Raw genomic sequence first — 20,290 nt, forward strand, 5'->3', positions numbered from 1 at the left:
AATGATGAAAGAGAAAACAATCCCCCTGTCACTGCTTGACCTGGCACCCATTACCGAAGGCAATACCCTTTCTGACGCCATTACCAACAGCGTGCGGCTGGCGCAGGCGGCCGAAAAAGCCGGGTATCACCGTTTCTGGATGGCAGAGCATCACAATATGGTCGATATCGCCAGCGCGGCGACGGCGGTGATACTCAGCCATATCGGCGCAAAAACTGAAAAAATTCGTATTGGCTCGGGTGGCATTATGCTGCCAAACCATGCACCGCTTGTTGTCGCTGAGCAGTTTGGCACGCTTGAGATTATGTATCCGGGCCGCGTTGATTTAGGACTGGGCCGTGCGCCGGGCACTGACCAGGAAACATTGCAGGCGCTGCGCCGTGAAACCCGCGCCAAGGGACTCGACTTCCCCGACATGCTGGATGAACTACAGCATTTTCTTGCGCCTGCACAACGCGGACAGCGTATTACGGCCGTGCCAGGTGCGGGACTCGATATTCCGTTGTGGCTGCTGGGTTCGAGTACCTTCAGTGCACAGCTGGCGGCGCAGAAAGGTTTGCCCCTTGTTTTTGCCTCTCACTTTGCGCCCGATGCCATGCTCGCTGCCATTGATACCTATCGTTCAGGCTTCCGCCCATCAGAATCGCTTGCCGAACCGTATGTGATGATTTGCGTCAACGTCGTCGCCGCTGAAAACCAGAGCGAAGCAGACTATCTGGCGACTACCGAACTGCAGAAGTTTGTAAATCTGGGGCGGGGCGTTGAGGTGAAATTACCGAAGCCGGTAGACGATATAAATGCGCTCTGGCATCCGGTAGAGGCTCAGCGCGTACTGACTCAGCTGCGTGAATCGGTGTGGGGCACAAAAGAGACCGTCCGGACCGGCCTGAATGACCTGGTCCGCCGTACCGGTGCGGATGAAATTATGGTGAATTCGTGGATACATGATGCCGATGCAAGGATCAGGTCACATCAGCTCATCGCGGAAGCCTGGAACTGATGGCTATGAAAAAGCTATTTACCGGCTACAGGCTCGGCGATATCACGCTGAAAAACCGCTTTATCATGGCGCCCATGACGCGCTCCCGCGCACGGGACGAGCATGCTGATGCCTTAACGGCACTTTATTACGCACAACGTGCCAGCGCCGGATTAATTATTTCTGAAGGTTTACCGGTCTCTCGCGAAGGCACTGGCTATCTCTTTAATCCGGGGATCTATCTCGACAGTCATGTTGAAGCCTGGCTGCCCGTCACACAGGCCGTGCATAAGAAAGGAGGAAAAATATTTGCTCAGCTCTGGCATGTTGGACGGGTATCTCATACCAGCCTCCAGCCTGAGGGGCAGCCCCCTGTCAGCGCCGTCGCCGTTCAGGGTGGCAGCGCCTTTGCCTGGGATGAAAATGGTGAACCTGCAACGGTTACTGCAAGCCTGCCCCGCGCTCTGCTGACTGAAGAGATTAAGCAGATAGTCGCTGATTTTCGCAAGGCCGCTGCCAACGCCATTTCGGCGGGGTTTGATGGCGTGGAGGTGCATGGTGCCAATGGCTATCTCATTGAACAATTCATTAATCCTGTACTGAATACGCGCGATGACGGCTATGGCGGCGGAAGCCTGGCAAGCCGTACGCGCCTTCTTCTGGAAATTGTTGACGCCATTTCAGATGAAATTGGTACAAGCCGGACGGGCGTGCGCCTTTCCCCCTGTAATCAGCTTCAGGACATGGCTCCTTACGCCGATACCTCAGAAACCTATCTTTATATCGGTAAGGAGCTTAGCCGCAGAGGGATAGCTTATGTCCACCTGATGGCCCAGGGGCCCGTGATGTTTAACGGCCTGTTGCGCGATTTCCGAAAGGTATGGCGTGGCACGCTTATCCTCGCCGGTGGCCTTACTCCCGCTCAGGCCGCGGCACTTATCGACGATGGGCTGACCGATCTTGCGGCTTTTGGCAGTCCGTTTATCGCCAATCCAGATTTTGTTGAGCGGGTCCGCAAGGGCTGGCCACTGACTATGGCCAGGCGAAGTTCCTATTACGGCGGGGGGGAAGAAGGCTATACCGACTATCCCTTCCATGGTGAAGACCATAACTGAGGCGCAGCCAGTGAAATGTCCAGGCGCGGGCACATCAGGCAGCACTAACCTGCTGATGGTCATGTAAATGGCATTGAGTCCAGATGCACCAGATTAATCAATAACACCTTTTCAAACAATGAATTGCAGGACACTGCACACAGGAGAACACGATGACACCTTCAAACGGCTTCAAGCATGTGGGCTTTCTTATTCGTAAAAAAGGACAGAGCTTTGAAGACTTTGTTAAGCACTGGGATGAAGTACACACGGAAATCGCTCTGCGTTTGCCGGGATTACGGGGCTACGTTTTAAATCCCGTCGATCGGGAAAAATATCCGGATGCACCGGTAGATGGGTTTTCTGAATTATGGTTCGACTCCATTGAAGATGCCGTGGCCGCCTTTGACTCGCCAGTTGGTCAGGAAGCCTTCCGGGATGTGCCGAACTTTGTCGATAGTGCCGCCATTACCTACATCACCGAAATCAGAAAACGTTAGGACTTTACTCTTAGCCAGCGTTCGCGCTGGTTAACACCGGACCGTCAAAATGCCCACTTCAGACAGTGAAATATCGAAAACAGGCGCTGTACAGACAGGAGATATTCAATGATTACCCCTCTTAGCCGCTCAGATGCACTCAGTTTTATGGAAACACTTCGCAAAAGCTGGGAATCCGGCCACTGGGCCGATACGGATTGCTCTGTGGCTGAAACGGTCAAACTCAAAAGCAGCCACAAAGGCATACTTCATGGTAAATCAGCATTAATCACAGCGTTACGTGAAGATACATCCTCTGAAAAGCATCTAAATCTGGTGACCTCTAATTTTTACGCGGCTGCGGACGGAGAAGGGACCGCCATGGTAAGCGCCTATCTGTATGGTGAGGTAGCACCAGGCGCAAAATATAATCCCGTTGCCCTGTTTGGCGCAGTGTTGCGACTGACGCTGAAAGCAGAGTCTGATGGCTGGAAGCTGACCGAAGTGCTTATAAACATCGGCTGGGCGGAAGGTGATACTGATTATCTGGTTAACTGGCGTCTGCCTCCTGGGCAACAGGGGTGGCGTCCGGGAGATGCGCCACCTGTTCTGGTCAGTGAGCTGGATTCCCCCTGGCATTGCATTGCGCAGAACCAGATAAAGGCGACTGAAGAAGAGCAAATTGAGGAGTCCTATTCACGTTATTCGTGGGGGATCGACCAGAATGATTTTAGCCAGTTCCGGACCTGTTACACCTTAGATGCTTGCGGACAATTCCCTCCACTGGGACCATTAAAAGGTCTGCACAGTATTGTAGGATCGCTTAAAGAGTTTCGTCGTCACTGGCCCTGGATGCAGCATTATGGTGTCCCACTAAAAATCACCCTCAGAACAGACGGTACAACAGCTGAAATGTGGACGGGGCGCTTAATACCAGGACAGATAAAAAATAAGAATGGTGAGTGGATGTACGGTGCTCATTATCGAATTGAGCTTCGCAAAGAAGAGGGTTTGTGGAAGTTCAGCTGGAGCGAGTACGTTCCCGGCTGGTTCTCTGAAGAGAATCCTCCTTTTCTGAACTGAAACTCTTCGCGCATTCTCTGGCAATTAAGCTTTCTGGTTATGAAGGCTTAATTGCTGAGAAGTTGTTTGTTTGAGGTCCCCCCTCAACACCATACATTCCATAAACAAGGTCCGCTTTTCGCTCACAGCTGCCCTTGATCTTTGCATCGGGCTGCTTCGTGAGCATAACGGTAAAGTTGCATTGGCAGAAAGCGATCTGTGGTTGTGTTCAGATGGCTTCTCGTTCGGCTGTGATGACGACAGAAAAGGTTCGCACTGGACTGCTGCGACAGAGAAGCCATAGGGTGGGCTGCCAGTACAGGTGGTTACGACATCAGCACGGTACAGGATGTGATATTGGGTGCAATGGAAAAGCTGTTCGGTGATCCGTTACCGGAAAAATCGTTCGAGTCGCTGACGGACAACGGTTCTGCTTATGTCGTGCATGAAACCAGCAGATGCGCGACGGAATACTGAGTCCGTTAGATGACAATGACTTACATATAAAAACAGTCTGGATATAGCGGGTCAAGATCATAGGGGTTTCACCAGAGTAATCATGCCTGTCTGTTTTGGTCACTCTTAGTAATACGAGTCAGTATATTATCTCAACTGCAACTGCTTCATTATATGAAGCAAAAAATCATTTCAATTTTGATTCATCTCGCTATTCCAACAGTCCATCTCATCTCCCGAGATCTAATCAATATACTCGTCCTATACCTACTAAAAAGTCGTACCAAGACTGAGACCCTACCTACCCTCGGGAGTTGATATGGACAATACAGAGACCCAATACGCCACAGACTACAGCGGGGCTAGAGAAAAAGTGCCAGCCCGGCGCACAGCTAAAATCATGCTGTCGGCCGGTATCGGTCATTTTATTGAATGGTTTGATTTTGGACTTTACGGAACATTAGCCACCATTATTGCGAGCAATTTTTTTGCCAGTAGCGACCCGGCAATTGCACTGCTTAAATCCTTTGCTGTTTTCGGTTCTGGCTTCTTGATGCGACCGCTTGGCGGGCTGTTCTTTGGCTCGATGGGCGACCGTCTCGGACGGCGTAAAGTGCTGGTCACGGTCATTGTGATCACGTCAATTTCGACCTTTATAATGGGGCTTTTACCCACCTGGCACCAGGTAGGCATAATCGCGCCAGTCTTACTGGTATTCACCCGTCTGGTACAAGGGTTTGCCGCCGGTGGCGAAAGCTCTGGCGTGATTACTTATCTGGCGGAAAGCGCAAAGCCCCACCGCAGAGCCACCTTGACCTGCTGGAGTGAAAACTTCAGTTTTTTGGCCTTTGTCTGCGGTTCCGGGTTGGTTCTTTTTCTCACCCATACCTTAGGTGAGGAAGTGATGAACGACTGGGGATGGCGCATTCCATTTCTGCTGGCAGCGCCATTAGGTCTGGGTGGCCTGTATATGCGCCGTAACATGGAGGACTCCGCTGAGTTTCATAAACTTAAAGCCGCCGGAAAGATTGAAAAATCACCTTTGCGCACATCTCTTTCAACCTCGATGTCTGCCCTTTTGTTCTGCACAGGATTTGTGATTGTTAAAGCGGTAAGTAGCTGGGTTCTGCAATCTTTTATGCCCGGTTATCTCTCCACCTATTTGCATTACAGCCGTACCGACTCCTATTTAATTACCACCCTCGGGCTGCTCAGCGTCGCAATTTGTATGCCACTCACCGGCTATCTATCTGATCGTTGGGGACGCAGGCCACTGATGCTGATGGGATGTGGCGGATTCATGTTACTGACTTACCCGGCAATGCTGGTGATGAGTCAGGGATCAGTCGGCTCGTCCATTGCAGCGATGAGCATGCTCGGCGTCTTTGTCGCCATGTTTAATGGGGGCTGCGGCGCAGCTATGGTCGAACTGTTCCCGACCGCAATTCGTTACGGCAGTATTGCCATCGCCTATAACCTGACTGTCGCTGTCTTTGGCGGTGTAACACCATTGGCTTCAGCAAGCCTTATCACGCTAACCGGTGACCCCTTATCCCCTGCCTGGTATGTGATGATCACTGCCGCAATCTCGTTTATCGCCGTCTGGTTTGCCAAAGAAACCGCTGGAAAAAATTTGGATTAATGTGCCCAGGAGTCGCAATGAAGATAAGCCATATTGAATGTTTCCCGCTGAAAATTACGCCACAACAAGCCTATCTTGGAGGGAGTGTTGAAGGTCACAACAGCGATTATTACTATCGCCCGGAGTATCGCTGTGTCTATTCGCGAAAAATGGAAACGTGCCTGGTTAAGATCACGACCAATGAAGGGTATGTCGGTTGGGGAGAGGCGCTGGCACCGGTAGTACCTCAGGTGATCGCCGAATTAATTAACCATCTTTTTGCCCCGTTACTGATTGGCCAGTCGCCGTTCGCCAGTGGGGTACTGAACTCTAAAATGTACGATGCCATGCGCGACCGTGGCCATATTACTGGCTATCACATTGATGCTATCGCCGCGGTGGATATTGCCTTGTGGGATCTGAAAGGCAAGATCCTTCAACTCCCGGTCTATCAGTTACTCGGCGGCGCCTATCGCGAGACAATTCCTTGCTATGTCTCTGGGTTGCCCGAACCTGACCTGCCTACCCGCTGTCATCTGGCGAAGCAATGGCAAGACAAAGGTTTTAATGCCTTCAAACTGGCGTTGGGCTATGGGGTAAGGGAAGACATCGAAAACGTGAGCGGGATTCGTGAAACGTTGGGCAACGACGCTGATATTTTTCTCGATGCCCACTGGAATTACAGTGTGGCGCAAGCCGCTGAATTGGCAGCAGCCTTGCATCCATTAGGAGTCGGTTTCCTTGAAGCCCCGCTCCTGCCTGAAGATATTGCGGGTCACCGTGAATTGCGGGCGAAAAGTCCCGTCGCTATCGCGATCGGGGAAACCGAGCGCACCCGCTATCAGTTTAAGCCGTTCATCGAGCAACGCGCTGCCGATATTCTGCAACCAGATGTTGGCCGTACCGGCATCAGTGAAATGATGCACATTGCTTCCATGGCAGAAGCCTGGAATCTACAGGTTGCGCCTCATCTTAGCGTCGGCTTAGGTCCCTGCATTGCCGCTTCAATCCAGGTTGCAGCCGCGATCCCTAACCTCTTTATGCTGGAGTACCAGCCGCCGGTTTTTGCCATTGCTAATCAGCTACTCAACACACCACTGGTGTGTGAGCAGGGACATTACCAAAGACCTGAAGGCCACGGTCTGGGTATTGAAATTAATGAAGAACGTGTTCGTGAATATGTCATGGGGGCAACATGTTAAAGGGTAATGTGCCAATTCTGGCAACGGCATTTGATAAGCTAGGTAACGTTGATTTCACTTCAATTGAAAAACTGGTGCGGTTCTTGTTGAGCCAGGGTATTGACGGCCTGGCGCTGTTTGGCAATGCCTCAGAAGGCTATGCGCTAACCAGTGGAGAGAAAGAAGCGCTATTCCATTGTGTAAAACGACTGACCGGAAACTTGCCACTGGTCGCCGCTGCGGGAGGAGCCAGCTCAGCCGTTGCCATCGAGGATATTAATCGCGTTAAACAATGGGGCGCTCAGGTGGCGATGGTCAACCCACCCTCAGTGGTTAAACCCGGCCCGGATGAGATTTTCCATTTTTATCGCGACATCTGTCATGCCTGCGATATAGAGATAATGATCCAGGATGCGCCGATGATGACCGGGGTGACGATACCGGTCGCCACGCTGGTCAAACTCTGCCAGGCGTTTGCCGCGATCAAATACATTAAAGTTGAACAACCGCCGACGACTCTCAAAATCACAGCGCTCAAAAATGCCCTCGGTGATAGCGTCGGCTTGTTTGGTGGGCTGAATGCCGGCTTCTTGTATGAAGAGCTTCGACGCGGCGTGATTGGCACCATGCCTGCCTGCGAGTTCCCCGATGTGATCAATGCCATTCTGCGGGCCTTTCCGCGCAGTGAACTGGAAGCACAGGCGCAATTTTATCGCTATCTTCCCTTCCTGCGTTATGGGGTTCAACCGGGTATTGGCGTAGCCATCCACAAAACCGTTTTGCATAAAGCTGGCATTTTTGCCACGGACTACGTTCGCGAACCGGCAAAACCGATAGATGATATCACACGGGATGAACTGCAAAATCTCACTGCTGCATTGCCACTGGCAGTCTTCGGAGCGAGCCAATGAACTACATTGCCGTAGATTGGGGTACCAGTAATTTTCGCGCGCTGAGTGTACGTAATGGCGTCGTCACACGCATGGTTGAAGACACGTGCGGGGTGGGAAAATGCCAGCGCGAGCAGTTGCCTGATATTCTTCGCCAGCAATTGCTGCGCCTAAAGGATGCCTGGGACGCACAGCTCCCGGTTATTCTGTGTGGCATGATTGGCAGCAATATCGGCATTGCCGATGCCGGATACCTGGAGTTGCCACTCAGTTTTGCCGCCTTACTTGGCAAAGGTCGCGAGCTCAAGGGGGTACTCTCCAATCCTCTCACTCTGCGCCCGGGTATATGCGACCGCCGCGTTAATGAAGTGTGCCGGGGTGAGGAGATGCAACTCGCGGGTGCATTAACGTTAACCGATGCCAGCCGCTTCGCTGCGGTGGGGACGCACAGTAAATGGATAACCGTTGATCGCTCGAAACAGCAGGTTGAGAGCTTACGCACCCTCATGACCGGTGAACTTTATCATTTCGTTGTTAACCATTCAGTGGTGGGTAAAGGTCTGCCCGAACAAATAGATTCCACTTCGGCATTTATCGACGGGGTTAACACTGCGCAATCTTTTGATTACCCTGCCAGTGATATTATTACCGAGCTATTTCGTAGCCGCGGGCGATATATTCTTGGTGCCATAGAGCCACGCCATGCTGCAAGCTACCTTTCAGGTTTACTGATTGGCTACGAAATCCTGACCGGGCAGAAAGAGGGTGAAAGTATCTGCTTTATCGGCAATCGCACCTTGTTGTCACTGTATCGCCAGGCCAGCGATGTGCTATCTGTCAGTTGCACCACCCTTGAAGCTGAAACCACAATCATTGCCGGACTGAATGAGGTTTTTCGCGATGATCAATAGTGCAAAAGTCGTCGCCATTCTGCGGGGGATCACCGCAGAGGAGGCGATAGAACATGTCGCCTGTCTGCTGGAATATGGCATCAATACGGTGGAGATCACCACCAACTCCCCTGGCTGGGATCAGAGTGTGCAACAGATTAGTCGCCAGTTTGGCGAACGGGTGCGAGTGGGAGCCGGGACGGTGCTCACGCCTGAGCAGGTGGAAACCAGTGCCTTACGCGGAGCAGGGTTTATTTTAACGCCCAATCTTGATTTCCGTGTTGTCACTGCTGCAAAGCGTCATGGTCTGGATGTCTGTGCCGGCGTTTTTACCAGTAGCGAAATTTTCTCGGCCTGTGAGATGGGAGTGGATGTGCTGAAAATTTTCCCTGCTGCGGCGCTGCCGGTTAACTATCCGCAATTGATCAAGGGCCCGCTATCACAAGCAAGCCACTTCTGCGCAGTGGGTGGTGTTGATATTGAAAATGCAGCCGATTATTTACAGTATTACGACAGCGTAGGAATCGGTTCTGCACTCTACCGTTGTGGGCAAAGTGTGGTGACTACGGCTGAACGCTGCCAGCAGTTACTACAGGATGGGAAATGATTCTCTACTGATTTTCTGTGCTGCAGTCATTAAAAATTGGCGAAAACTATCAATATTGAGTTTGTCACCCTGAATATTAGACAATGCTATGGCTGCTTGCATGCCAGGAATAATACAGGCCAGTCGGTAATCTGTCTGGCTGTATACTTTTTCAAATACCTGATGTCGCCTTGCCTCTTGTATATCATTTTTCAACAAATTGTGGTCATGGACACCAATGCGAGCGACTATTTCTTCATCACTCATGGCTGAGAGTAGTTTAATGCCAATGACTGAATCATGAATCGGATAGGACTCATAATTCCCGATAGCACGGGCGATACTTTTCCCTCCACGGGTATGGATTAAATACGTCACATTCTTCCCGCTTAATATACCAACAACGATAGAAACAGAGTGACTACCAATTTCCTCTAGCATTCCCAACACTGCGCTATAAAAGGTTGAGTTATGTATCGCACGGGCAGAGAGCTGGTGGATACCCATCCCTAGACTATATTTTTTTCGTATATCTTGCTCCACCATTTCCAGTGACAATAAAGTCTGCATCAACCGAGTGACTTTTGCTGAATCCAGTTCCAAAGTCCGCCCCATCTCCCTGATACCTAAAGCACGATTTCCGGAGGACAATAATTTCAAACAACGAAATGCATCATAAACTGTGTTGTTCATCTCATACCTCAATTATGGGAAAGTGATATTTTTTCCCCCGTTTAAACAGTGCTAAATAGCTTCGCAAAATAGTAGATCACACTTAGAGGGGACTCAGCCCGGATTGTGCGATCTGGGGGCCGCTTGGAAAACGGAAAATATCCTACGCTAAGCCAGTGACTTAAGCAGGTATGACGGTCCGCTTTGTGCCAAAAGCGGAAGTCACGAACAGTAAAGTGCGTTAATCAAAGGGGTGCAGGTCAGTGAGATGGGTTGGCAAACCGGTCAGCGAATTCACCCACGAAGCATCTGAGCTGCTAGTCTAAGATATTTCATGTAAAAGCCCAGCGCTCGCCCACTGTAAAACCCAACACTCAGACCGGATGCAATCGCCAAGATTGTTAGTTGCATAAGAGATAGACTATGAGGATTAGCCATCGCCTCGGAGTACCCTAGATAATAACGCACCGCAAAATATAACAAAAAAACAATCAATACAGAAATTGTACCAGGTATGTTAATTGTATTAACTTTAGTTCCCAGACTTACAGCCGCTTTTTGAGTAAATTTGAATATTATGAGTGCGCTTATTATAAAGGACGATAACCAATATACTGACATAGTTAATGGTAGCGGATGGTGCCATATCGACCATAAAGAAAGGCTCAGGAAGATACAAGGTAACAAAATAAAGCTATGAATATCAACGTCCCTACGGTGGCGGGCTTTAAAACAGTAATATAGCGTGACAAAGAAAACGACAAATACCCAAGTAGGGGTATTCTCCAACGTTATCAACATAATAGGTCCATTTTAAGATTTAATAAAGGGGGAAGGGAAATAGTATTCTCCAAAATTAAATAAATACAAGGTCATTTGAATGAATTTGGCTATAAGTAGATAAAACGGTCATCAAGGCTTGAAACCGTCATTCGTGCCTTCCCTGGTATTCTGCAACAACTCGATCCCCAGTCATTCATTATGACCTGCTCCCCATTGCTCAAGACGCCTCGATGTAAGTATACATTCCGAACTTCCGCTGTTCGCTCATACCGAACCTTCAGCGCCACGCACTCGTCCTCTTAGTACCCATGCGGACCCCGCTCATGTCCCTGCCATGTCGGTCAAATGTGAGCCGGTCACTTCGGGCGTACAGGCACCTGTTTACACAGCGCATGAGACATAACTAACGACGTGGTCACTGAACGATGAACGGCAAGGGCATCGACCATGGCCTCAAGAACAGTCGGTTGAGAAAACGCACAACGTACGGTTAAGCCGTCCTCTCCTGTCATCCCAGCACTATCTCCGCAAGTTGATCCGTTCGCCCCTCGCGCACCGAACTGTCCTATTCTGCCGTCCTCTGAACTCTCATTTCCTATACTGGTAGTTTGTGAAAAAAACGGGGAGGGATGATGGATTTCTTATCACGCTTTGATGTCATCGCATTAGTGATGTCGCCGGTATTTTGGATCGGGGTGGCGACGATGTGTGTCGTGACGTTCGTGACCTACTGGCTGATTAACTGGTTGTTGTCGTTTCTGCGTAAGGGCGTCAGGACATGGGGAGATATGCATCCGGCGACCGACAGAATGCGGTTTATTCTCGGTGATATGCTTGACCGGACCAGCAGCCTGCTGATCTTTGTCGCGGCGTTCCTGTTCAGCCTGCGGTTCGTTAATTTACCCGATAATCTCTATAACACCATCAGTCACGCCTGGTTCCTGGTGCTGGCGTTGCAGATGGCGCTGTGGCTGGATCAGGGCGTTGTCTCGTGGCTTCGGCACATCATGCATCAGCCGGGAATGAATAAGAATCCGGTCACGCTGGTGATCACCGGACTGATATTCCGCGCGGTGGTCTGGTCGGTGATGCTGTTGTCGATTCTGGCGAATGTGGGCGTCAATATTACCGCGCTGGTCGCCAGTCTGGGGGTCGGCGGTATCGCCATTGCACTGGCTATCCAGACCATTCTCAGCGATGTCTTCGCCTCACTTTCCATCGGCTTTGATAAGCCTTTCGAAATCGGTGATTTTGTGGTGTTCAATGATGTCGCCGGGACCGTCGAACATATTGGTCTGAAAACCACCCGCATCCGCAGTTTAAGCGGGGAACAGATCGTCTGCGGCAATGCCATATTACTTCAGCAGACCTTGCACAATTACAAACGCATGCAGACCCGTCGTATCGTGTTTAATTTTGGGGTGGCGCTGAATACGCCGCCGGATAAGTTGCGCAATATTGGTGAAGCGTTGAAAGAGATTATTACCGAGATGGGCGAAACCAAATTCGACCGGGCGCATCTGCTGGGATTTGGCACTGACCGCCTTAATTTCGAAGTGGTGCATATCGTCAATACCGCTGATTACAATAAATATATGGATATTCAGCAGGAAATTAATATCCGGATTATTGAGAAGTTAATGGAGAACGGCATCGAAATGGCACTGCCAAATATGATTGTGAAAACGCCGGATGCCCGGATGCCGGGGGAGGCGCCGCAGCCTGCGGCGGAAGGGTGATGTACCGTTTTCAGGCAATTCCGCCATGCTTTGCTACGCTTTCTGAGCATTGAATTTTCTGAGCCTGACCCTGCATACCGTACTGTTTTCCCTTCAATTACCTGAGGAGTGCATACTATGCCATTTGTTAAAACCCAAGACGGCGTCAATATTTTCTTCAAAGACTGGGGTTCCAAAAGCGCACAACCTGTTGTTTTTCATCATGGCTGGCCGTTAAGCGCCGATGACTGGGATACACAAATGCTGTTCTTCCTGAAAGAAGGTTTTCGTGTGATCGCCATTGACCGCCGGGGCCACGGACGCTCAGATCAGACCAGCGAAGGCAACGATATGGATCATTACGCGTCGGATGCTTCCGCCGTGGCCGAGCATCTTGATCTGCACGATGCGGTGCATATCGGGCATTCCACCGGTGGCGGGCAGGTGGCGCGGTATGTCGCGAAATTTGGACAGCCGCAGGGCCGGGTGGCGAAGGCGGTGTTGATCAGTGCCGTGCCGCCGCTGATGGTGAAAACAGACAGTAATCCTGAGGGGACGCCGATTGAGGTGTTTGACGGTTTTCGCAGCGCGCTGGCGGCCAACCGTGCGCAGTTCTATTTAGACGTTGCCACCGGGCCGTTTTATGGGTTTAACCGCGACGGGGCGGAGGTCTCGCAGGGCACCATCAACAACTGGTGGCGTCAGGGCATGACAGGCAGCGCCAATGCGCATTACGAAGGCATTAAAGCGTTTTCAGAAACGGATCAGACAGAAGATCTTAAAGCGATCACGGTGCCGGTGCTGGTGTTGCAGGGCGATGACGATCAGGTGGTGCCGTATAAAGATGCGTCACTGCTGCAGGATAAACTGCTCGCCGACAGCACCCTGAAAATCTATCCGGGTTATCCTCACGGTATGCACACCACCCATGCGGACGTGATAAACGCTGACATTCTGGCGTTTATCCGCAGTTAATGTCTGTGTCGTGTAGGTCTTTCAGAACCCGCCCGTGGCGGGTTTTTTTGTCTTTCATATCAAATCAGCGGGCTGAGTTTTTGGTGTATCTCGTCCATCCCTTTGATGTCTTTTTCTGAATAATACACGGTATTCAGCGCGTCAAACTGTTCAAGACGGGACAGGGCGTTAAATGCCTGGGCGACATCCGTATGCGTATCAAATACCTCGTCGGTTCGGATCTTGTCTGTTCTGGCGGCTTTAATTTCCGCCCTGAGCCGGAGGATGATTAACTGATTACTGAAATACTGGTTTTCTAAATCGCCGGAGGAAATTTTTGCTGTCACGCTGACCGGTTGCTCCGAAGTGCGCGCCGGAAAAGAGAGCGCATTTATTGACTGAATTGTCTGCGCTTCGGGTGAGCTGCATCCTGTCAAAATAAATGCCAGTAAAATCATGGTTTTCTTCACGCGTATTCCTGTCTGTTCTTTGAGTTTCAATCGTTGCGACGCATTTTAACAGGGCAAAACAGGGTGGCTGAACCGCGAGTTTGTTTAAATCTGGACGTAACAACGGTTGTTTTAAAACGTGAATTACATTTTTCTGAAGCACTGACTGCACAGGCGCGGGAAGAAACAGACATGAAAAAACCCGTCAGGGGAAACGGGTTTTTGTAGGTTACGAGGGGAACTCGCGAGGTATCTGTAGGTTGCTACAGAGAGGTTCACTATACACGTCATGTGTGACGAAATTGTGTAGGAGAATTCTGTATCTCACTCAACCTGAGCGCGGGAATTGCCCTTTCTTCAGGCAATAAAAAAGGCCCGAAGGCTAATGCTGGTCACTTAAGGTGACCAGCATTGTTTTTTAAGGGATATTTCGACCTTTTTTCTCTCACTTCCCTTGCATATTCACGCTCACGCCTCGGGGGGAGTTTTAGCATCGCTGCGTTGCTGTAAAAATGCTTCAGATGACCCGGGATGGCTCCCGCTGATGCCCACGGCAGCCCGATTAACAACCGTAATATCTCCGACACTGCACCGCTAAAACTCAGCTGATAAGGCAGATAATCTCCCTTCAGGCTGAATGCCATCTTGATCATCTGGTAACGAACAAGGTTATAAGTCAGCAGGATACCCCACAGTTCCTGCCTGACCATTTCCGGCAGTTTGCTTCTCAACGCCCACCGGTTCCCCAGTAAAAACTGCTTAGCCTCCCGGTATCCTAACTCGATTTCCCAGCGATGCTTATAAAGCTCCGCCACGCTGGCGGCCGGATAACGCATCGCATCCGTCATTGACGTCACAACCTGCCGTTCAACGCCATTGACCTTCCGGCGGATAAGCCGCACGGTTATTTCTTCCGGCAGTCCTTCCCACTGTTTTCTGGCCTGCGGTGACGTTTTCAGCCGTATCAGCTCGTCCTGTTTGCCGAGCTTACACACCACCTCGTACTGCGTGTTCTTTTTCAGCGGCGTCAGCCAGTGGCGATTTTCGCCCGCATTATGCCAGTCATGTAGCAGTCCTAAAGAGTAAAAACCCTTATCAAACAGCGTAATACTGTTATCCGGCGCGCTGTCTGCCAGATGTGCCGCCAGGCGCATCTCGTTAACGTCGTAACTGTCCATCACACTGGCCCGCAGCAGGTGGCTGCTCAGTTCCATCAGGCATACCATGCGGACCTGAGGATATCCGCGTTCACCGTGCTGGTTAGAAGCCTTACCGAAGGCCTCTGCATTTTCAGGCGTGTCCTGCGTATGCCAGACTACGCCATCGACGGCATTGAGTGTCAGTCCGTGCCAGAGAGGATGTTTTACCTCTGCATGCCAGTGTTGCTGAGTGATATCAAACAGAACCCGGATGGCATCTTCACCTAACGTTTTTCTGCGGGCAATAACGGAGCTGGGTACGGTGAATGAGCGTCCGGTTCGGTCAACAATATCCATCAGATTAACGATATGACTCATAGGCTTATTGTTGAATATGGCCATAGCGATAACCAGCCAGACCATGGACTCGAGGGGGAGTTTACGCTTGCGTAGGGTGACGGTGTCAGTAAGAGAAAAAGCTTGCTGAATGAGGTCAGGAGACAGGAGGTCAGCGAGGCTTTGAACTTCATCGGGGGCAGTAAGATTGATAATACCGAGAGCTTGTGAAAGTTCCATTTAAAAAGGGTCCATGTTGAGCATGAACCCTTTTTACACGAGCCACCGGATCGGTCAACTGATCCTTAAACGATCGGCATTAGCCCGAAGGCCTTTTTATCGGTACAAGACGGTTTACTTACGACCCAGCAGTAACCCGAGCACGACACCAATTGCGCCGGCCGCGATCAGACCTGACAGGGGATTTTCTTTGATTTTCTCCGCGACGTCAGACACGACTTCACAGGCCTGAGCCGAGTATTTACGTGCTGCGCCTTTAATCTGGTGCTTAGGAGAATCAACAAAATCGCCAAATTGTTTCTGCGCTTCACCGGCAAGCTGGTTGTCTTTGTCTTCGAGCTTATCTGCCAGATGGTTTGCATCTGCATCGATATCATGTGAGGACATATCTCTATCTCCTTTAGTTAACCGTTATTAAGCGTAGTCGAGATTTTAAAATCTGGGTGTTAATACGGAATAAAAAACGGCCATGCTGTAAGAATATGTTAATAATACGGATTTCTCTTAATTAACTGCCCTGAGGAGATCGCGGTTTTTTTAGTGGGCCGTTTTATTTCAAATACAACATCAGCAGGTAATAAATAATCGCAAGTTACGTTAAATAATAATGTTGCCGTGAGATTATTCCTACAACGAATGTAATCCTCCTGACATATTTATTCACTTATTTACGTCATAGTTATTTCATCCTTCAGAGACCGCTATCCGGGTCCGACGGGAAGGAATAAAAGACGCTTATTTTAATTGATGTGCAGATGGATGATAGAATTATGAAAAAATTAAATATTGCTTTCGCAGCGACCACATTGGCGCTGATTTTGGGTCAGCAGGCATACGCGGCAGATGGCACCATTACTTTTAATGGTGAAGTTACTGACGTGACCTGTATTGTTTCTGCGGGTACAGGTGCGGATACTACTATCAAGTTGCCTACCGTTGCGGTAAGCGCATTCGGCAGCCTGGCCAATACCACCGCGGGCGCAACGCCTTTTGCTATCTCTTTGACCGGTTGTGCGAGTACGGCTGGCGCGCTGGCACAGCCAAAAAGCGTAGCGGTGTATTTCGAGCCGGGTAGCAATGTTAATGCGGACGGGCGTTTGAACAACACCGTTACGACCGGTGGCGCAACCAACGTTGATATTGCGCTCTATCAGGCTTCTGCGAATACCAAACCACTCGTATTAGGTCAGATCCCTTCTGCCGGATACTCCACTATTTCTAGCACTGCGCCTGCAACCACCATGAATTTCCTGGCGAAGTATTATTCCACAGATGTTGCTGTAACTTCCGGTTTAGTTTCTTCCAACGTCACTTATTCCATTGTTTATCCATAAGTATTGTTAGTTAACCGCGCGGGTTTATCCGCGCGGATCTGTTATTAAAAAGGATTTTGTATCATGACAAGGTTATTTCATGGCAAACGTATGCACATTGCCGTGCTGCTCTTCAGCTTTTTTATTCTCCCTGTGACCGCGCAGGCCTCTGTCGTCGTGACAGGAACCCGGGTTATTTATCCTGAATCGGCCCGTGAAGTGACCGTAAAACTCAATAACGGAGGCAGTACTCCTGCTTTAATCCAATCATGGATTGATAACGGCGACCCGAAAGCCACGCCTGACGTTGCCAGTTCACCTTTTATTCTGACACCGCCTATCGCGCGCATCGACAGCCATAAAGGTCAGGTGTTACGCATTCGTTTTGACGACGATAAAACGCTTCCACAAGATAAAGAATCTATTTATTGGTTGAATATTTTAGAGTTGCCACCTTCCGTCGAGGACGGCTCGAATAAACTTAAAATCGCTGTGCGTACACGTCTCAAGATGTTTTACCGCCCTTCAGGATTACAAGGGGATGCGGATAAAATGGCGGGGAGTCTGGAGTGGACAATGGTGCGCAGCGGAAATAAAACCACACTGGATTGTTATAATCCCGGTGCTTATTACGTGTCTTTAAATAGTGTAAAAGCGGGAGGTAAAAAAGTAGAATTAAATATGAATAATGGCACTATTGCACCAAAACAAACTCAGCATTTTGAAATGGATAACAATGCGACTCCCGGAGGTTCGATTAATTACACCACGATTAATGACTATGGTGCGGTTATGACATGGGATTCAACATTAAAAAATTAAAATAATATTCCTCTCACAAAATATCTGAGAATTTTTCCTTGGTGGAAAAAGCGCGGGTTACTTATGAATAAGCCAGTTTTTACCTTAAAAAGTCACTGCTGTATTAAATCTGACTGCCAACTTCATCCTCTGAAAGTTGCGGTTCTGATGGCGGCAGGTCTCTGGCAAATACCTTTCAGTGCTCATGCGCAATCGGGTGCCGATATGCTCATCGCTAATTTTGATAAATCTATGCTGTGGGGTCAGGGAGCTCGCAGCATAGACCTGACGCGTTATGCCGAAGGAAATCCTGTTGAACAGGGGATCCAGACGCTCGACGTGACGATTAATACGCGCCAGGCTGGCATGTTTGACATCAAATTCAACGAGGGTGATCGTCCAGGGCACGCGAGACCTTGCCTGAATACCACGTTGCTGGACAGTTTGGGTGTCAATCTTGAGAAATTAGCGACGGTCGCGGGTTCCATCAACAGCGAAGGATGTCTGGACTGGACGAAAATTCCTGACGCGACTTACGAGGTCAGCACGGGTGATCAGTCGCTGACACTCAGCGTGCCACAAATCTATATGCGCACGGATCCGCATGGTTACGTCAGCCCTTCGCGCTGGGAAAATGGGGTGACTGCCGGTTTTATCGATTATGCCCTGAATGGTTATCAAAATAGCCGGACAGGCCACACTGACCAGAGCCTGTATGCCTCGGCCAATATGGGACTTAATTTCGGAGCCTGGCGCTTGCGTCAGCGTTCTTCCCTTAATTGGAACGACGAAAGCGGTCACAAGCTCGATGCTATCAGCACCTATGTGCAGCGGGATATCGACGTGCTTCGCGCTCAGCTGACAATGGGTGACACATTCAGCGACGGAGATCTGTTTGATTCTGTTTCAGTCCGTGGCGTGCGACTTGCCTCAGATGATCGGATGTTGCCTTCTTCGCAAACGAGCTACGCGCCCGTGGTGCGCGGAATTGCGGCCACCAACGCGCGGGTCACTATCCGTCAACGCGGTTATGTCATTTACGAAGCGACGGTTCCGCCGGGAAATTTTGAGATTTCAGATTTAAGCCCTGGTACTAACAATGGCGATCTGGATGTCACGGTGACGGAAGCGAATGGTGAAGAAAAACGCTTTATCGTGCCATTTTCTTCTATTGCACGTTCACTGCGTCCCGGCGTCTCACGCTTTACCACCACAGCTGGCGTGGTCCGCAACCTTCAGTACAACAATCAGCCGCACCTTGTTCAGGGCACCTGGCAACACGGTTTAACGAACATGGTGACGCTCTACGGCGGGCTGACAGGATTTGAAGAATATAAAGCCGCCCTGGTCGGGATGGTGCTGGGTACCGAGTGGGGGGCAGTGGGGCTGGACGTTACTCAGGCCCATACCGACCTGGGACAACAGAGTTTCTCTGGCCAGTCCGTGCGTGTCAGTTATAACAAGATCCTCACGGATGTGGGCACCGACGTCACTCTGGCGGCTTACCGCTATTCAACGGATGGTTACTTCGGTCTCAGTGATGCCCTGACGGCGGTTGATCAGGTTAAGGCGCAGGGTGACGATACGGCTGACAATATCCGCCGTCTGAAAACCCGCAGTGAAGTCGTGATCAACCAGCGGCTTACCGACACGGATTATGTGTATTTCAGCGGTTCCCGGCAGGATTACTGGAATGGCAGCGGTTACGATAATCAGCTGCAGGCCGGTTATACCAGAACATGGAGCTGGGGAAATACCAACCTCAGCGTGGCTCGTGCTCAGGATCCTTATGGCAAAGACGATGACAACATTATGTTGAGTGTCTCGGTTCCCTTTGGTGCATCAGGATACCTGACCAGTTCTGTCAGTCGGGATAGTGACGGGGGCGCTAATCTGCAAACGTCCTTTAATTCCAACGCCGGAGAAAATAGTCGCCTGAGCTATGGGCTCAGTGCCGCCTACGACAGAGCCAATGACGCCACCCGTAGCAAAAGCCTGAGCAGTAATGCGCAGTACCGGACATCTTTCGGCACACTCAATGGTTCCCTCAGTGAAGGGACTGATTTCCGTCAGGTTTCAGCGGGTATGAGCGGTTCTGTGGTTGTGCATCCTATGGGCGTGACCTTCGGGCAAAGTCTGGGTGACACCATCGGGATCATCAGCGCGCCGGGAGCCAAAGGGGCTCAGGTTCTGAATGCGCAAAATGTGTCACTGGATAGCAGTGGTCAGGCCGTGGTGCCTTATCTTTCAGCCTACCAGCGAAACGAAGTGGCACTTGACCCGAAAGGGTTGTCTGACGATATCGAACTGAAAAATACCAGCCTTGAAGTCATACCTCGCAGCGGTGCCGTGATGCTTGTGCAATATGACACCCTCAACGGTCATGCCATTTTGATCCAAAGTCGTCGTGCCGATGGTACGGCGTTGCCATTTGGTGCCAGCGTTTTCGATTCTACGGGGCAGGAAGTCGGAATCGTCGGACAGGGTGGGCGTATATTTGCCCGCCTGAAAGAAAATAGCGGAAAACTGTTTATTACCCTGGGAGATAAAGAAAAACCACTTTGCATAATTCCTTATCGCTTAAATCCACAGGATGAGAATAAAAAGAATATGGTGAAAATAAATGCCGTTTGTAACTGATTACACT

General features: G+C 50.2%; 18 protein-coding genes and 1 pseudogene. 15 read left to right on the plus strand and 4 right to left on the minus strand.

Features of this window, described 5'->3' with window-relative positions; translation table 11 throughout:
• Positions 1-4: 4 nt before the first annotated feature.
• From EYY67_RS19085 to EYY67_RS19125, 10 genes and pseudogenes are all read left to right on the plus strand, one after another.
• Complete coding sequence (locus EYY67_RS19085) at positions 5-1,000, plus strand: LLM class flavin-dependent oxidoreductase (protein ID WP_162928615.1); 996 nt, start codon at positions 5-7, stop codon at positions 998-1,000.
• A gap of 5 nt (positions 1,001-1,005) precedes the next feature.
• Positions 1,006-2,094 carry an alkene reductase gene (locus tag EYY67_RS19090; protein WP_119824541.1) on the plus strand — a complete coding sequence of 363 codons (1,089 nt, stop codon included), beginning with the start codon at positions 1,006-1,008 and terminating at the stop codon, positions 2,092-2,094.
• A 152-nt stretch (positions 2,095-2,246) separates the two neighbouring features.
• Positions 2,247-2,573, plus strand: a complete 327-nt coding sequence (locus EYY67_RS19095) for an EthD family reductase (protein WP_119824539.1) — start codon at positions 2,247-2,249, stop codon at positions 2,571-2,573.
• A 108-nt stretch (positions 2,574-2,681) separates the two neighbouring features.
• Complete coding sequence (locus EYY67_RS19100) at positions 2,682-3,635, plus strand: nuclear transport factor 2 family protein (protein ID WP_119824537.1); 954 nt, start codon at positions 2,682-2,684, stop codon at positions 3,633-3,635.
• A gap of 157 nt (positions 3,636-3,792) precedes the next feature.
• A pseudogene (locus EYY67_RS24760) lies at positions 3,793-4,085 on the plus strand (IS3 family transposase); the annotation flags it as partial.
• Between the two features lie 304 nt (positions 4,086-4,389).
• Entirely contained in the window at positions 4,390-5,712 is a 1,323-nt protein-coding gene (locus tag EYY67_RS19105; RefSeq protein WP_131694148.1) for an MFS transporter, read from the plus strand.
• A 17-nt stretch (positions 5,713-5,729) separates the two neighbouring features.
• A complete protein-coding gene (locus EYY67_RS19110; RefSeq protein ID WP_095925581.1) occupies positions 5,730-6,893 on the plus strand; it encodes a mandelate racemase/muconate lactonizing enzyme family protein in 1,164 nt (387 codons plus the stop codon).
• Positions 6,887-7,783 carry a dihydrodipicolinate synthase family protein gene (locus tag EYY67_RS19115; protein ID WP_095925582.1) on the plus strand — a complete coding sequence of 299 codons (897 nt, stop codon included), beginning with the start codon at positions 6,887-6,889 and terminating at the stop codon, positions 7,781-7,783. The genes EYY67_RS19110 and EYY67_RS19115 overlap by 7 nt, the downstream gene beginning before the upstream one ends.
• A complete protein-coding gene (locus EYY67_RS19120) occupies positions 7,780-8,673 on the plus strand; it encodes a 2-dehydro-3-deoxygalactonokinase (RefSeq protein ID WP_131694149.1) in 894 nt (297 codons plus the stop codon). The genes EYY67_RS19115 and EYY67_RS19120 overlap by 4 nt, the downstream gene beginning before the upstream one ends.
• Positions 8,663-9,259: a bifunctional 4-hydroxy-2-oxoglutarate aldolase/2-dehydro-3-deoxy-phosphogluconate aldolase gene (locus tag EYY67_RS19125; protein WP_095925584.1), complete on the plus strand. Its 597-nt coding sequence runs from the start codon at positions 8,663-8,665 to the stop codon at positions 9,257-9,259. The genes EYY67_RS19120 and EYY67_RS19125 overlap by 11 nt, the downstream gene beginning before the upstream one ends.
• Here EYY67_RS19125 and EYY67_RS19130 read toward each other — a convergent pair.
• A complete protein-coding gene (locus tag EYY67_RS19130; protein ID WP_095925585.1) occupies positions 9,242-9,931 on the minus strand; it encodes a helix-turn-helix domain-containing protein in 690 nt (229 codons plus the stop codon). The two genes, EYY67_RS19125 and EYY67_RS19130, sit on opposite strands and share 18 nt — an antisense overlap.
• Before the next feature lie 1,394 nt (positions 9,932-11,325).
• Here EYY67_RS19130 and EYY67_RS19140 point away from each other — a divergent pair.
• Entirely contained in the window at positions 11,326-12,432 is a 1,107-nt protein-coding gene (locus EYY67_RS19140) for a mechanosensitive ion channel family protein (protein WP_131694150.1), read from the plus strand.
• Positions 12,433-12,549: 117 nt separating this feature from the next.
• On the plus strand, positions 12,550-13,386 hold the full coding sequence (locus tag EYY67_RS19145; protein ID WP_131694151.1) for an alpha/beta fold hydrolase: 837 nt from the start codon (positions 12,550-12,552) through the stop codon (positions 13,384-13,386).
• Positions 13,387-13,445: 59 nt separating this feature from the next.
• On the opposite strand, the gene EYY67_RS19150 is transcribed toward EYY67_RS19145, so the two are convergent.
• From EYY67_RS19150 to EYY67_RS19160, 3 genes are all read right to left on the minus strand, one after another.
• A complete protein-coding gene (locus tag EYY67_RS19150; RefSeq protein ID WP_131694152.1) occupies positions 13,446-13,835 on the minus strand; it encodes a hypothetical protein in 390 nt (129 codons plus the stop codon).
• Between the two features lie 371 nt (positions 13,836-14,206).
• Positions 14,207-15,529 (minus strand): IS4 family transposase, encoded by a 1,323-nt coding sequence (locus tag EYY67_RS19155; RefSeq protein WP_131694153.1) that lies wholly within the window; start codon positions 15,527-15,529, stop codon positions 14,207-14,209.
• A gap of 114 nt (positions 15,530-15,643) precedes the next feature.
• A complete protein-coding gene (locus EYY67_RS19160) occupies positions 15,644-15,916 on the minus strand; it encodes an ElaB/YgaM/YqjD family protein (protein ID WP_131694154.1) in 273 nt (90 codons plus the stop codon).
• 383 nt (positions 15,917-16,299) lie between these two features.
• Between EYY67_RS19160 and EYY67_RS19165 the strand changes: the two genes are divergently transcribed.
• From EYY67_RS19165 to EYY67_RS19175, 3 genes are all read left to right on the plus strand, one after another.
• Positions 16,300-16,863, plus strand: a complete 564-nt coding sequence (locus EYY67_RS19165) for a fimbrial protein (protein WP_165497978.1) — start codon at positions 16,300-16,302, stop codon at positions 16,861-16,863.
• A 63-nt stretch (positions 16,864-16,926) separates the two neighbouring features.
• Positions 16,927-17,664 (plus strand): fimbrial biogenesis chaperone, encoded by a 738-nt coding sequence (locus EYY67_RS19170; protein ID WP_207391100.1) that lies wholly within the window; start codon positions 16,927-16,929, stop codon positions 17,662-17,664.
• A 204-nt stretch (positions 17,665-17,868) separates the two neighbouring features.
• The gene (locus tag EYY67_RS19175; protein ID WP_165497979.1) at positions 17,869-20,283 is read left to right on the plus strand and encodes a fimbria/pilus outer membrane usher protein; all 2,415 of its coding nucleotides are present in this window, start codon (positions 17,869-17,871) and stop codon (positions 20,281-20,283) included.
• Positions 20,284-20,290: the final 7 nt, after the last annotated feature.

This window comes from Rahnella victoriana (assembly GCF_004330295.1).
Lineage (GTDB): Bacteria > Pseudomonadota > Gammaproteobacteria > Enterobacterales > Enterobacteriaceae > Rahnella > Rahnella victoriana.

Bases quoted from the DNA above. Each gene is read 5' to 3' on its own strand.
- EYY67_RS19085 (WP_162928615.1), top strand. From the start codon at position 5: ATGAAAGAGAAAACAATCCCCCTGTCACTGCTTGACCTGGCACCCATT.
- EYY67_RS19090 (WP_119824541.1), top strand. From the start codon at position 1,006: ATGAAAAAGCTATTTACCGGCTACAGGCTCGGCGATATCACGCTGAAA.
- EYY67_RS19095 (WP_119824539.1), top strand. From the start codon at position 2,247: ATGACACCTTCAAACGGCTTCAAGCATGTGGGCTTTCTTATTCGTAAA.
- EYY67_RS19100 (WP_119824537.1), top strand. From the start codon at position 2,682: ATGATTACCCCTCTTAGCCGCTCAGATGCACTCAGTTTTATGGAAACA.
- EYY67_RS19105 (WP_131694148.1), top strand. From the start codon at position 4,390: ATGGACAATACAGAGACCCAATACGCCACAGACTACAGCGGGGCTAGA.
- EYY67_RS19110 (WP_095925581.1), top strand. From the start codon at position 5,730: ATGAAGATAAGCCATATTGAATGTTTCCCGCTGAAAATTACGCCACAA.
- EYY67_RS19115 (WP_095925582.1), top strand. From the start codon at position 6,887: ATGTTAAAGGGTAATGTGCCAATTCTGGCAACGGCATTTGATAAGCTA.
- EYY67_RS19120 (WP_131694149.1), top strand. From the start codon at position 7,780: ATGAACTACATTGCCGTAGATTGGGGTACCAGTAATTTTCGCGCGCTG.
- EYY67_RS19125 (WP_095925584.1), top strand. From the start codon at position 8,663: ATGATCAATAGTGCAAAAGTCGTCGCCATTCTGCGGGGGATCACCGCA.
- EYY67_RS19130 (WP_095925585.1), bottom strand. From the start codon at position 9,931: ATGAACAACACAGTTTATGATGCATTTCGTTGTTTGAAATTATTGTCC.
- EYY67_RS19140 (WP_131694150.1), top strand. From the start codon at position 11,326: ATGGATTTCTTATCACGCTTTGATGTCATCGCATTAGTGATGTCGCCG.
- EYY67_RS19145 (WP_131694151.1), top strand. From the start codon at position 12,550: ATGCCATTTGTTAAAACCCAAGACGGCGTCAATATTTTCTTCAAAGAC.
- EYY67_RS19155 (WP_131694153.1), bottom strand. From the start codon at position 15,529: ATGGAACTTTCACAAGCTCTCGGTATTATCAATCTTACTGCCCCCGAT.
- EYY67_RS19160 (WP_131694154.1), bottom strand. From the start codon at position 15,916: ATGTCCTCACATGATATCGATGCAGATGCAAACCATCTGGCAGATAAG.
- EYY67_RS19165 (WP_165497978.1), top strand. From the start codon at position 16,300: ATGAAAAAATTAAATATTGCTTTCGCAGCGACCACATTGGCGCTGATT.
- EYY67_RS19170 (WP_207391100.1), top strand. From the start codon at position 16,927: ATGACAAGGTTATTTCATGGCAAACGTATGCACATTGCCGTGCTGCTC.
- EYY67_RS19175 (WP_165497979.1), top strand. From the start codon at position 17,869: ATGCTCATCGCTAATTTTGATAAATCTATGCTGTGGGGTCAGGGAGCT.